The sequence below is a fragment of the Dysgonomonas sp. Marseille-P4677 genome (assembly GCF_016652235.1).
Classification (GTDB): domain Bacteria; phylum Bacteroidota; class Bacteroidia; order Bacteroidales; family Dysgonomonadaceae; genus Dysgonomonas.
In genome coordinates, this window is the sequence record NZ_JAEPKU010000121.1 from 1 (window position 1) to 13,294 (window position 13,294).

General features: G+C 35.5%; 15 protein-coding genes. 3 read left to right on the forward strand and 12 right to left on the reverse strand.

What is annotated here, in order from left to right; translation table 11 throughout:
- Nucleotides 1-236: hypothetical protein (locus JGH11_RS15940; RefSeq protein WP_236264039.1), on the reverse strand; the 236-nt coding region annotated here is incomplete at its 3' end.
- A gap of 206 nt (nucleotides 237-442) precedes the next feature.
- Nucleotides 443-640, reverse strand: coding sequence for a winged helix-turn-helix domain-containing protein (locus JGH11_RS15945; protein ID WP_201113455.1), 198 nt, complete (start codon nucleotides 638-640; stop codon nucleotides 443-445).
- A gap of 271 nt (nucleotides 641-911) precedes the next feature.
- Between JGH11_RS15945 and JGH11_RS15950 the strand changes: the two genes are divergently transcribed.
- Nucleotides 912-1,490 (forward strand): RNA polymerase sigma factor, encoded by a 579-nt coding sequence (locus JGH11_RS15950; RefSeq protein WP_201113457.1) that lies wholly within the window; start codon nucleotides 912-914, stop codon nucleotides 1,488-1,490.
- Nucleotides 1,487-2,308, forward strand: a complete 822-nt coding sequence (locus JGH11_RS15955; protein WP_201113459.1) for a hypothetical protein — start codon at nucleotides 1,487-1,489, stop codon at nucleotides 2,306-2,308. Before JGH11_RS15950 ends, JGH11_RS15955 begins: the two co-directional genes overlap by 4 nt.
- On the opposite strand, the gene trmD is transcribed toward JGH11_RS15955, so the two are convergent.
- The 5 genes from trmD to JGH11_RS15980 form a co-directional block, all read right to left on the reverse strand.
- The gene (gene trmD / locus JGH11_RS15960; protein ID WP_201113461.1) at nucleotides 2,305-2,988 is read right to left on the reverse strand and encodes a tRNA (guanosine(37)-N1)-methyltransferase TrmD; all 684 of its coding nucleotides are present in this window, start codon (nucleotides 2,986-2,988) and stop codon (nucleotides 2,305-2,307) included. The two genes, JGH11_RS15955 and trmD, sit on opposite strands and share 4 nt — an antisense overlap.
- A 177-nt stretch (nucleotides 2,989-3,165) precedes the next feature.
- Nucleotides 3,166-3,933, reverse strand: a complete 768-nt coding sequence (locus JGH11_RS15965; protein WP_201113463.1) for an SDR family NAD(P)-dependent oxidoreductase — start codon at nucleotides 3,931-3,933, stop codon at nucleotides 3,166-3,168.
- 102 nt (nucleotides 3,934-4,035) lie between these two features.
- Nucleotides 4,036-5,238, reverse strand: a complete 1,203-nt coding sequence (locus JGH11_RS15970) for a DUF4468 domain-containing protein (RefSeq protein ID WP_201113465.1) — start codon at nucleotides 5,236-5,238, stop codon at nucleotides 4,036-4,038.
- 156 nt (nucleotides 5,239-5,394) lie between these two features.
- Nucleotides 5,395-6,276 (reverse strand): DUF3078 domain-containing protein, encoded by an 882-nt coding sequence (locus JGH11_RS15975; RefSeq protein ID WP_201113467.1) that lies wholly within the window; start codon nucleotides 6,274-6,276, stop codon nucleotides 5,395-5,397.
- Nucleotides 6,277-6,296: 20 nt separating this feature from the next.
- Complete coding sequence (locus JGH11_RS15980; protein ID WP_201113469.1) at nucleotides 6,297-7,232, reverse strand: glucosaminidase domain-containing protein; 936 nt, start codon at nucleotides 7,230-7,232, stop codon at nucleotides 6,297-6,299.
- Nucleotides 7,233-7,266: 34 nt separating this feature from the next.
- Between JGH11_RS15980 and cdd the strand changes: the two genes are divergently transcribed.
- The gene (cdd, locus tag JGH11_RS15985; protein WP_201113471.1) at nucleotides 7,267-7,749 is read left to right on the forward strand and encodes a cytidine deaminase; all 483 of its coding nucleotides are present in this window, start codon (nucleotides 7,267-7,269) and stop codon (nucleotides 7,747-7,749) included.
- A gap of 4 nt (nucleotides 7,750-7,753) precedes the next feature.
- On the opposite strand, the gene JGH11_RS15990 is transcribed toward cdd, so the two are convergent.
- The 5 genes from JGH11_RS15990 to JGH11_RS16010 all read right to left on the reverse strand — a co-directional run.
- Entirely contained in the window at nucleotides 7,754-8,452 is a 699-nt protein-coding gene (locus JGH11_RS15990; RefSeq protein ID WP_201113473.1) for a M48 family metallopeptidase, read from the reverse strand.
- A 67-nt stretch (nucleotides 8,453-8,519) separates the two neighbouring features.
- Entirely contained in the window at nucleotides 8,520-9,278 is a 759-nt protein-coding gene (locus JGH11_RS15995; RefSeq protein WP_201113475.1) for a uroporphyrinogen-III synthase, read from the reverse strand.
- The gene (locus JGH11_RS16000) at nucleotides 9,275-10,153 is read right to left on the reverse strand and encodes a DUF4271 domain-containing protein (protein ID WP_370567616.1); all 879 of its coding nucleotides are present in this window, start codon (nucleotides 10,151-10,153) and stop codon (nucleotides 9,275-9,277) included. The genes JGH11_RS15995 and JGH11_RS16000 overlap by 4 nt, the downstream gene beginning before the upstream one ends.
- A gap of 73 nt (nucleotides 10,154-10,226) precedes the next feature.
- Nucleotides 10,227-11,495 carry a methionine adenosyltransferase gene (gene metK / locus JGH11_RS16005; RefSeq protein WP_201113477.1) on the reverse strand — a complete coding sequence of 423 codons (1,269 nt, stop codon included), beginning with the start codon at nucleotides 11,493-11,495 and terminating at the stop codon, nucleotides 10,227-10,229.
- A gap of 221 nt (nucleotides 11,496-11,716) precedes the next feature.
- On the reverse strand, nucleotides 11,717-13,294 hold a 1,578-nt coding region (locus JGH11_RS16010), incomplete at its 5' end, for a lipopolysaccharide assembly protein LapB (RefSeq protein ID WP_201113479.1).

Consider the following 13,294-nt stretch of genomic DNA (forward strand, 5'->3'; position numbering starts at 1 on the left):
GCGATACACTTATCTACATCTCGCACTAATTTCGACAATCGCTTTTTGGCTTGTTGTACTTCCTCATTTCCTTCAGAAGAAAAAGACTTCACAAACTTCAAATTGTCATATTTTGTTTTCAGCGTCTCTACTTGCGACATCAAATCTTCCACAGCTCGTTCCTTTTGCGTTAACTCTTGTTTCAGAGAAGCGTTTTCTTCCTTTAACGCATCGCACAGATACATTAGCTGTCGCATCCGTATCTCAAACTCAGCTAGAAGTTTTTCATCTTTTTCAGTCATAAAGCAGCTAAAATGCTAGACAAAAATAAGAATTAGCAGCGAATTAGCAAAATTATTATCTCTCTAAATTATTTAAAATAGTTGCATTAGCAAATAAAAACAAAAAGAGGTACTTATATCAATAATAAGCGCCTCTTTTATTTAAAGTTTTTACTCTCTTTTTACAACAAAACGACCTGTAAGTCGTCTTTCAGTTCATTAAAGGCAATCTTGCCTTCTCTTGCCAACCATCCTAAAGCAGCATACATATCTTTTTCAGTCAGTTTACATGCTTTTTTTATCTCTTTAAGAGGTTTACTTCCTTCTGCATCTAGGTAAGCCCAAATAATACCTGCGTTTGTTCCAATTTTTTCTTTCATAATGGGTGCTTGTTAAAAAATTAAACTCGTTATTATTTAAATACAAATTTACACAAAATCATATAGATAGCCAATTTTAAGATCATTTTTTTAACTAAAACGCACAATTTTGATATCCAATCTAAATAATTTCTACTTTCGTGTATACCACATAACCCTTTACCCAAGCATAATCCCACGCAAATAACTTTCCCTTCTATTGATAATGTAAATCAGATAATTATTTGGATTTTGAGCAAAATCTTGTAGATTTGTGCAAAAAAGATTCTGATTGCAATTCTTTAGTTTAAATAATAAGAAGAAAGAACATAGCGACGAAGAACTCTTGTCTCTATTGAAAAACACTGGTAAGGCTGAATATTTTCAGACTCTTTACGAGCGTTATATCCCCCTTATTTATGGTCTTTGTTTAAAGTATTTACAAAATCCAGAGAAATCTCAAGATGCTGTAATAGATATATACGAAAACCTTTCTCAAAGAATCCAGGATTATGACATTAAGATATTTAAAAATTGGCTCTACAGCGTAGTAAAAAATCATTGCTTCCATATACTGAGAGAAAATAAGAAAGAAATTATTGTTAATTTCGATTCGCAGCTTATGGAATCTGACGATACTTTAGCTCTATTTAGTGAAAGTAAAGATGAGGAAAAAGAGAATATTCTAAATGGATGTATGGAGAAACTCCCCGAACCTCAAAGAGTATCGATAGAGAAGTTTTTTTACGAGGACAAATCTTATGCAGACATTGTTGATGAAACCGGTTTTAACCTAAAAAGTGTAAAAAGTTATATACAAAACGGTAAACGGAATTTGAAAATTTGCATCGAAAAAAATTTAAAGGAATGAAATTTTTAGATTACATAAACGGACAAAGGAGAGGTAAAGATGCCCATCGAATTGAAAAGAGCTCGATGAGGGATCCGTTTTTGTATGAAGCTATAGAAGGCTTTGACAGCATCGATGACAACCATATAGAACGTATCAGCAATATACAAAAACGCCTTAAAGCAAAAAATAAAACAGTACGGAATAATCAAATCTGGCAAACAGCTGCTGCTGTCGTTTTTATCGTTGGCTTGGGAGGGTATTTCCTTACCGACTATCATAAATCGGGATTGCATGCGCAAGAATTGAGTAACAGTGCCATAATAGAAGTATATGTACCTGAAACATATTATGCTGAAAATATAACAACAATAGCTCAAAAAAATTCTGAAATAGTCCGAGCTTATAAACCCAATATTTCTCAATTCAGGATAAATGAGAATGAAACAACAGATCATCGAGAAGAATTGGAAATCTTATCGGAAGAGATAAACAGGAAAAATGAGACTCCAATCGAAATATATGTACCTGAAGACTTCGAGGAACAAACTTCGACTGATGATGAAACAAAGAGCAGAAAACCTGAGCCTATAGGTGGATATGAAAAATATAATGAATATCTCAAGAAATCGCTCAGACGACCTACAGACGATATATGTAAAGACAGAAAAGGTAAGGTCGCAGTCGAATTTTCCGTCAACTCGTTAGGACAACCATTTTTATTTGATGTAAAATATAGCCTTTGCGGAACATCCGACAATGAAGCCATCCGCCTTATTAGATCCGGTCCTCGCTGGACGACAGGCACAGAGCGTGTAATCGTAAAGGTTCAATTTTAATCTTTTTTATCTAACAGATCGGGACGCAGGCGCTCGGTACGCTCTATAGCCTGCTGCAATTTCCACTCATCTATTTTAGCCTGATGGCCTGAAAGTAAGACATCGGGTACTCTCCAACCTTTATATTCTGCCGGACGAGTATATACAGGTGGAGCTAAAAGATTATCCTGAAACGAATCAGACAATGCCGATTGCTCGTCTCCAATAGCGCCAGGAATCAGACGCACGACCGCATCTGCCATAACAGCAGCAGCCAATTCTCCACCAGTCAGAACATAATCACCAATTGAAATCTCTCGTGTTATAAGATGCTCGCGTATACGGTAATCGATCCCTTTATAATGACCGCAAAGAATTATTATATTTTTATAGGAAGACATCTGATTCGCTATCTTTTGATTGAAAACTTCACCATCAGGCGAAGTATAGATAACTTCATCATAGCTACGTTGCTGCTTTAATGCTGAAATCGCATTATCAATAGGTTCTATCTGCATAACCATCCCAGCCTCCCCACCAAAGGGATAATCGTCGACATTACGATGCTTATTAGTTGCATAATCTCTTAAATTATGCACAACTATCTCGGCAAGTTTCTTTTCTTGGGCCCTTTTCAGAATTGAACAATCAATCAATCCGGTAAACATTTCCGGCAACACACTTATAATATCTATACGCATAATTTCTTTTTCTTTGGCTACCTCAATCCTATCCTACTCTATCTTGTGCACATAATATCAAGAAAGTATTACGTCTTTAAACAGAGGATCAGAAGATAAAATTTTCAACAGAGCACAAAGGTAAAAAAAAGAGTGCGCCTAACAAAAGACACACTCTATATCTCCAACTCTGTATTATTACTTCTTTTCCTCCTTATGGAACATATTTCCTGTAGCTTGGGCCGTAGGCATTACCAACACATCCTGAATATCTACATGAGCAGGTTGCGTAACAGCGAAATACACCGCATTAGCAATATCATCAGCAATCAAAGAGTCATAACCCTCATACACCTGATCAGCCCGGCTCTTATCTCCCTTAAAACGCACCAATGAAAACTCAGTATCTACAGCTCCGGGACATATCTGGGTCACACGAATACCATAAGGTAACATATCCATACGCATACCTTGGCTCAAAGCATTTACAGCATATTTAGTAGCACAATAAACAGCGCCGTTAGGATAAACCCCTTTACCGGCAATAGACCCCATATTTATTATATGCCCGCTCTTTCGCTCTACCATTCCCGGTGAAACAATACGGGTTATATAAAGTAAACCTTTGACATTGGTATCGATCATCCTCTCCCAATCATCTACGACTCCCTTTTGTATAGGATCGAGACCTGCTGCCAGACCTGCGTTATTCACCAATACATCTATATTTTTCCAATCTTGTGGCAAACTATTTATAGCATCTTCCACTTGATTATATACCCTTATATCAAAACAAAGAGAATAAACTTTGGATTCGTATTTAATCTCAATTTCTTTTTCCAACTCTTCTAATCTTTCTTTTCGGCGGCCGGTGATAATCACATCATAGCCTTCTTTTGCAAGGCGTAGTGCAATGGCTCGCCCCAAACCCGAAGTAGCTCCTGTAATTAATGCTATTTTTCTCATAGACTTTACAATTATATTCTGAAATATGCTCGACGACACATTTCTAAATTATGAAACATTAGAATACTTATACTTAAGAAAAGCATAAATAGGTAATCTCTTTTATTTAATCCAAACATTTAATATTTCACCGATATACATCTTGTGAAAACCATCCTTTGTCCAATCATTCGGTAGATTCTTATCGACAACAGCATCCGAAGACATTTGCTGCGAAACAATTTTTTTACATTCCAATATCATCCAAGCTTCAGCAAAAGCAGTTGCACCTGAAGGTGTCTTGATTGGAGTTAATCCCGAACCTTTTATCTTATCGGTTGTACGTCCACTCACAGAACCACAATATCTCAAGGCTTCTTTATAGGCCTCCGTATAGAATGATATTGTATAGTATTCTCCTTTATCCATCATTTGCACTGAATAACGCGTTGGATTTAGGAAACAAAAAGCTACAGGCTTTTCCCAAAATGTACCTAAACCGCCCCACGAGGCTGTCATCACATTTGTTTGATCAGTAGTACCTGATGTAATCAAGGTCCAATCACTCAATAGTTTTATATAATTCCCTGGTATTTTATCTGCACTCACTCTCTTAAATCCGGGCATATCTGTAGAAAGAGAACCCGCAACACTAATAGGCGTAATATCATTATTTACAACCGGGCTTACAGATTGTTGTACCGGTTCATTTACAACCGGCACAGTGGAGACAGAAGCAACGGCCCCGCTTGTGTTTGTTCCATTCAGGTAAACATCAATACCTGTCATAATAGCATTTAGACTATCAATTGTCTGTATCCTGAACTTATCGAAATACCTATTAAGTTTATCTCCATTTTTATTCAATGCAACATTATCTGTTATCATCTCTTCGGCCGGAATAACCTCTTTGTTATCCGAATAATCATAACGTATATTCCTGACAATCACATCGCATTTTCCTTGATCAATTGCCAGTAAAAGCTGATATGACATTTTTGCTCTGTCTAGGACAAAAGCATTTTTCTTAAATACAAGATATTGCTCCCCTCCGCAGGCTATATCTCCCTGCTCTTTATCAGAGAGCAGAACACGATTAGTTAAGCCTTTCTCGCTATTTTCGTTATTATATTTTTTGTTCGCCCATTTATACATAAGGTCGAAAAGGGTCGCTTTTGAAATATCATTTTTGACCTTCACAGTTCTAGAAAAAACTACTTTACCATCAACTTCAGGAACAGCACCTGCTAAATATTCAGCTTTTTCTTGAGCAAACGTAAAAACCGAAACTATGGTACACAATGAGATTAGAAGAAACTTATTCATACTCTTATATTAAATAGGTTAATTGTATAAAATTAATACAAAATCAGCAACCGACAAACAAAGTCATTCGCTTTTATTGTTTATTAGATTTCTCATATTAAATAAAAAAATGGCATCGACAATAAATCGATACCATTTTTTATACATATTTATTTCTTAGAAATTATAAGCGACTCCCAGACCGATCATTTCCTTGAACTGTACTTTTGGACCGCCTATTGTTCCATCCTCATGGGCTATCTTTACATCATCGTCATATTTTAATGTAGTATTTACACTAGCAGAAAGATATTTATTAATTTTCATACTGAGTAAAAGATCCCAGTTAACATCTACATTTCCAAAAGAATCATCATAGCCAGTGAAAAGATCCAGTGTAGATATCAATTTTACATTCTCCATTATCGTCTTTTCCATCCGAGCTTTGAGGTAGGCTCCCATTTCAGCCTTAAATCTATCACCCGGATCAACACCAAATGCACCAATACTCGATAGGTAATCATCTTCTACAAAAGTAAGTTTACCAGCCAGTGGCGATAGATATACAGAGTAGATGGTATTAGGCCGATACTCCATACCTATAGAGATATTGGAATAGGCAGGCGCAAAGAAATTAGATATATAATGTTCTTTGTCGGGATAGTTATAACCTTTGTAAAACTGAGATTTGAAATCTCCCATGACAGTATAATACCACTTATTATCTGTCGAATAACCAAGTTGAGTTGTAAAATCGATCTTGTCGCTTGTTTTCTGAGTGCCCTGAGTTTTCGTATTTGTTAAACCATATTCCAGAGCTAGAGCATTAGAAAAAAGCCAGTTACCACTTTTCCTAACTAATGTTCCATTTAGATATGCGGTTCCTGCCATTGCATTCTCACCTCCGGCCGACCAGTTACTGACTGCCGTTTGGGAGAGATTTACTCCAGTCACCCCTTTCAAGGTCCATTTCCCATCTACTAGTTTATCCTTTTCGTCTTGTCCCTGCACTCCCATTGCTAGTGCTACAAAAATAATCGTCAATAAAAAAATTCTCATTTTAAGTTTGTGTTTTAATTTTACCTTAACTTCAATACATCACCTTCTTCAGGGACATACTCGAAGTCTTTCTTGTTAATTTTATAAAGATTCTTGACTTTCAAACCATATAATTGCGATATGCTATGCATAGATTCGCCTACTTGGACTACATGATCGTAATAAGGTTTATCCGCTTTCGATTTTTTCTTTTCGAAATAAACCAAATCTCCCTCCTTTAGAGGAAAACCTTCGGGTACTTCATTATATTTATAAAGATCTTTAGGCTTAAATCCGAATTCAGCAGCAATTCCCTCATAAGTATCGCCATCCTGAGCTATGACATATACCAAGTTATGCGTTTTGTATGGAACATGTTTATATTCTTTTACTCTTTGCTGTGCAGAATATTCTTTTTCTTTATCCTTACCCGATCCTTTCTTGTCGTGCTGATACAACTGATAATCCTCTATAAGTTTTATAAGTTTATTAGCATAAGCCTTATCCGTAGCATAACCTGCCTGTTGAAGACCTCTGGCCCATCCTCTATAGTCTGTTATAGAAAGAGAAAACAACGAGCGGTAACGCTGCTTATCCGCCAAAAAACGAGAATGATCCTCATACGAATCTTCGGCCTTTTTATATTTTCGAAAACAATCGTTAGGATTATCATCGGCTTTATAAACGCGTCCTCCAGTCCAATCATTATGACATTTGATGCCGAAATGATTGTTTGAACTCTGAGTTAGGGAACTTTTCCCGGCTCCAGACTCCAATAATCCCTGCGCTAGAGTTATACTTGCAGGAATCTTATATTTTTTCATATGTTCTATCGCTATATGCTTGTAAGTATCAATGTAGTCATCATATATTTTATAACGTTTTGCCTGAGCAAAAGCAGAAACAGTAGTAAATAATAAGAACCCTGATAATATAATTAATCGGATAGAGACGTTCAGGTAATACGTTTTTTTCATATATTTATATGTTTATATAATAACTGCGATCGTAATGGAAAGTTTAAATTTAACTACAAAGATACTCGTTTACGGATACGAAGAAAGTACAGAAGATATAAAAAAACTTATAGATGAAGCAAAATCAGCTACAAAAGGGGCATATGCGCCATATTCTGGGTTTCATGTAGGGGCTGCTATTATGCTTGCCAATGGAAAAATCGTCACAGGAAACAACCAAGAAAATGCAGCATATCCGTCGGGGCTCTGCGCTGAACGTGTCGCCATCTTCTCTGCTAATAGTCAGTATCCGGATATAGCGATAACAACAATCGCCATAGCAGCTCTTCACAATGGAAGTTTTACCGATAGCCCTTGTTGCCCGTGTGGCGGATGCAGACAAACAATGGTTGAAATAGAAAACAGATTCGATTCCCCTTTGAGAATCGTAATGTATGGAGAAGAAAAGATATATGAAGTAGAATCTATAAAAACTTTATTGCCTCTAAGCTTTAGCGAAAAGTCACTTTCCGAATAAATAATTACCAATTCATTTTGAAGGCTTTCAATTCTTTGGTAAGCCCTTTAGCTTTATCGCCTGTTATTTGATTAAGTAATTGCCAAAATCGCTCACCATGATTCATTTCTATAGTATGGCACAACTCGTGTAATATTACAAAATCGACCAGATGCTCCGGAAGCAGCATACAATAATATGAAAGATTGATACTCTTCTTCGAAGAGCAACTCCCCCATCGTGTACGGCTTTTATTTATCTTTACTGTAGAGAACGAAAAACCAAAAGTTTGCGCATAATACTTTACTTTCTCAGGAAATAAACGCTTAGCCTCGTAGCGAAGAGCTTTTTCTACAAAGTTTTTTATAGTTGATTGAACTTGAGCATCTCCATAATCTATGCCAATGGGGCAGGAAACCGTCAAGACTGCATCTTTTAGCTTCATGTAATAATTACTCGTCGATTTACTTTCTATCAAGTTTAAAACAAAGCTAAAAGTTCTAAATTCGATATCTGGTGTGAATAATTGTGATTTAGGAGCCTTTTCTAATAGCTTTAACAAACGGGGCTTCATTTCAACTATGGTCTTTTCTATAAAAGACATAGTAACTCCCGAAGGATATGTTAACTGCAAGCAACCATCTTTTCGACGAACAATAATTCGTCGTGCTTGTACATTTTTTACAAGCCTGATTTCTCCTAGATCTTTATCTGTAATCACCATAGGTATCTGTACAAAAAAGAGCCTAACGATATAAGTTAAGCTCTTTCCAATTATATCTCGCAATAATTTACTTTGCTTTATGATTCTCTTTTATATAATCTTCAAGCGCTGCCGTCATTGACGTAACACCCGGAAGCGGAGCTTCACAATCTAGTCTCAATCCGGCATCACGAACAGCCTTTGCTGTAGATGCGCCAAAACAGCCGATTGCTATATCTCCCTGTTTAAAATCAGGTGCATTCTTAAACAATGAAACGATTCCCGCAGGGCTAAAAAACACTAACATATCATACGACATAATTTCCTGCTCGGTAATATCATTACTTACAGTACGATACATCACAGCTTTAGTATAATCAACCTTCTTTTCGTCAAGAACAGCCGTAAGATCCTCGGTATGTACATCAGATACAGGCACAATAAATTTGTCTTTATTATGCTTGGTCAGAGCTGTTCCCAGGCCATCCATCTTACCGGTTGTACTAAAGAATATTTTACGTTTTCTATAAACAATATATTTTTGAAGGTACAAAGCCACAGATTCAGAAATACAAAAATACTTCATCGTCTCAGGCATTGTAATTCTAAATTCCTCACATAGTGCGAAGAAATGATCTATAGCTACTTTAGCTGTAAATACAACAGCAGTATAATCTTGAATATTTATACGTTGCTGTCTAAATTCTTTGGCATCTAAACCATCGACTCGTATAAAGGGTCGAAAGTCCATCTGTACATGATATTTTTCAGCAATATCAAAATATGGAGATTTTTCAGTAATAGGTGCAGGTTGAGATATCAAAACCCGCTTGATTTTTAAAGTCATAGTATATTAAAAACGTCAATTTTATATAAATACGCTAATCCTATTATTAGAAATATATAGGGTAATATTTCAAAAGTGCAAAGGTAGGCAATCAAATACAAAAAGTTAAATTTTTCTCTAATAAAAAAGACTATTATTTGATAAAAAAGTATTAATTGAACTATAAGAAATAAAATTAACATGAAAATAACAATCTGAAGATGAAAGTAATCTGCATATACAAGAAACAAAGTTGGGATAAAATAAAGCATCCCTAATATTTCTATCGCAGTAATATAAGTGCGCCTCCATCCCTTCATCTCTCTGTCCATATCGAAAATATATCCGAATAAGATATATATAAAATCTTTGATCCCCAGAAATAGGCAAATAAACAAAATAAAGGAAAATATAGAAACCAGAGGATTTCCATTTCCTTCCGAAAAAGTATCTAATTGAATAAAAATATTATATATACAAACAGAAGAAAGCACTACCGTCTGAAAAATGAGAAAATAGCTGTAGATTATCTCCTTTGCAGTAGTCTGACCATATATTCGCTTATTCTTATCTGAAGAAAATAAAATAGATATATTCTCTTTCAAATGGGCAAATCCTCCATGATATAAATGTGCAAAAAGGACAAAACATAACAGCAATAATCCAAATATACTGTCTGATTGCTCTATAGCAAAAGGGTGTCGAACTCCTTCATGTCTAAAATCTTTTTTGCTACTATCATCAAGAGTATATGTATTATTAATAGTCTGCCTATCTACAAGACCATTAATTTCACCCTTTATAATACCTATAGAAAAAGGTGATTGCTGGATAGAGTCTTTATAATCGATGCTATCCTGTCCGATATTACTTATATATGATATGGAGTCTTTCACCAAAACGGACATTATTTTTTATATAATAAAGAGAGTACATATTCTGGAAATCAGAATATGTACTTCTTGCATATTACAAACCGAATTCTTTTTTTACTGCATCTACATAATCCAGCTTCTCCCAAGTAAAGAGTTCTACTTCACGAGTTATTCCTTCCGGATTATAACGAGAACGAAATAATTTTGTTACTATCTGTGGTTCACGCCCCATATGCCCGTAAGCAGCTGTTTCTGCATAAATTGGATTACGCAATTTAAGTCTTTGTTCAATAGCTTTAGGACGCATATCAAATAAAGATTCTACTTTTTTAGCAATGTCTCCATCAGAAATATTAAGATTACTTTTCCCATAAGTATCTACATAAATATTCATAGGTTTTGCCACACCTATTGCATAAGATACTTGCACTAGGATTTCAGGAGAGACTCCCGCTGCAACAAGATTCTTCGCGATATGGCGAGCTGCATATGCTGCCGAACGGTCTACTTTAGAAGGATCTTTACCAGAGAAAGCACCGCCACCATGAGCACCTTTCCCTCCATAAGTATCAACGATGATCTTTCTACCTGTAAGCCCGGTATCACCATGTGGACCTCCTATAACAAAACGTCCTGTAGGATTGACATGATAAGTGATATTATCATTGAACAGACAAACAATATCTTCTCTAAATTTGTATTTTTCTTTTACTCTTGGAATAAGTATATTGATAACATCCTCTTTAATTTTACGCTGCATAGTCGCATCATCGCCAAACTCATCATGCTGTGTAGAGATAACTATAGTATCGATACGCAATGGAGAACCATTGTCGTCATATTCGATTGTCACTTGCGATTTTGCATCAGGGCGAAGGTACGGCATCAGTTCCAATTCGTTTTTACGAATAGCTGACAGCTCTATTAATAATGCATGTGATAAGTCTAATGCTAAAGGCATAAAATTATCAGTCTCGGCAGTTGCATAACCAAACATCATACCTTGGTCACCTGCTCCTTGATCCATTGGATCTATCTTTCCGTCTACGCCTCTGTTTATATCATCAGATTGCTCATGTATTGCCGATAATACGCCACATGACTTGGCCTCAAACTGATATTCACTTTTGGTATACCCAATACGCTCTATTACTTTACGCGCAGTTTCAGGGATGTCAATATATGCTTTCGACTTCACCTCTCCAGCTAATATCACTTGACCTGTTGTAACCAATGTTTCACATGCTACTTTCGAATTAGCATCATAGGCCAGAAATTCATCTAACAAAGAATCTGATATCTGGTCTGCTACTTTATCTGGATGTCCTTCCGAAACAGACTCAGATGTAAATAGATAACTCATTATATAATAATTATTACTGTTAAATAAAACAGGAAAGAGATGTATAGATAGCGCAGAATAGAAAATGGTTTAGCATTTTTTCATGTGGTTGCAATCAATACAAATCTATCCACTTAATTGGATACAAAGATACAGCTTTTTCCTTATCTAATGAGTTTTATTCAAAAAAAATAACCCGGAACATTTTGCTCCGGGTTATTATATTATTATACCTGTCTTACTTATTTGCCATTAGCAAATTCAAACAAGGCTTTACCATTCGAATTCTCAGGGTCTAGTTCAAGAACTTTCTCTGCATATAATTTCACATTAGCCTTATCTTCAGCTTTTTTAGTCTTATCATATTGTAGATAATAGAAATAACTTAAATAGCTATATGCTTCAACTAATATTTTATTATTATCAGCATCGCCTTTAGCTAGAATAACTTCAATAGTTTTTTCATAGTGAGGTTTTGCTAACCCTTGTTCACTCTCAGGATCTAATTCGAAATTAACACGAGCTCTTTGATAGTAACCTAAATAGCTATCAGGCATTCTTTCCGACACAGTAGCAAAAGCTCCGTCAGCCAGTTTATAATATTCTGCAGCTTTAGCTTTAGCCTGATCTGCAGTCATAGCAACTGTATCTACTTTTGCAATTCTACCCGCATTAGTATAGTATGATCCTAATTGATAAAAATCTTGAGCATCAACTTTTTCGCTAGCTAGTTCTATATATTTCTTATAGAATTCAGAAGCTTCAGCATACATTTTTTCATTTGCACAAATTGTAGCAATTTCTTTGTATACATCTACATTAGAAGGATCTAATTCAGCAACTTTTTTGTATTGTTCGATAGCTTTAGTTTTGTTACCTGTTTCGCTTAAAGAATTAGCATAAGCCAGATAATCCTGTTTTAGATACTTAACAGTATCTTTTCTTTGTATGCTAAAGAATTTATCTCCGGCCGCTACAGCTGCTGGAAAATCTTTCAGGTCATTATTAGTATATAATGACAAACGATTCAATACAAAATTGTTCGCCTCTTTGCTAAGACCTTCATTTATTAAAGCTTTAGCTTCATCATATTGTTGAGTAAAATACTCAGCAGAGGCATAATAAGTTATATCTTCAACGGTATAATCTCCACCTTTAAAATACTCTTTATAGGCAGCAATAGCATCTGGATAAAAACCATCACGATAAGATACCTGAGCAAGGTCTTTGTATGCTATTTTATATTCAGGATTAATCTCAATCGCTTTTTTCAACATATCTGTTGCTGTTTTACGATTGATAAATTCATATACTTTTGCACCCTTCATATAAGCAAGTACACAACTAGCATCAAAGTTGATGGCTTGATCATATTGCATTGCTGCATCTCCAGGTTTATTCTCTTTAGCTAGAATATCTCCTTCGAATATATATATATACGGAGATTTTTTGTCTGCTTTACGAGCATCTTGTAATTTTTCCATGGCTTTATCCTTCATACCATTATCAAGATAAGCCTGAGCTATTGCTAAAATTACAGTTACATCTTTTTTATTTTTCTTCTGAATCTCTTTCAATTGATCTTCGGCAGCTTTTGGATTTGATTTCAACTCCAATTTAGCCAATCCAATAGCTCCTAAGGCTGATTCCGGATTAGCGGCTACTGCTGCTTCAAAATTTTGTTTTGCCTCAGCCATGTTACCTTCTTTAAAAGCAATTTCTCCAAGATAGTAATTAGCTTCTGCCGGAGCCTGTCTTACTCGCTTCATGAAATATTCCTTTGCCAACTTTAATTCGCCCAAGCTCAGATAGTCTGCTCC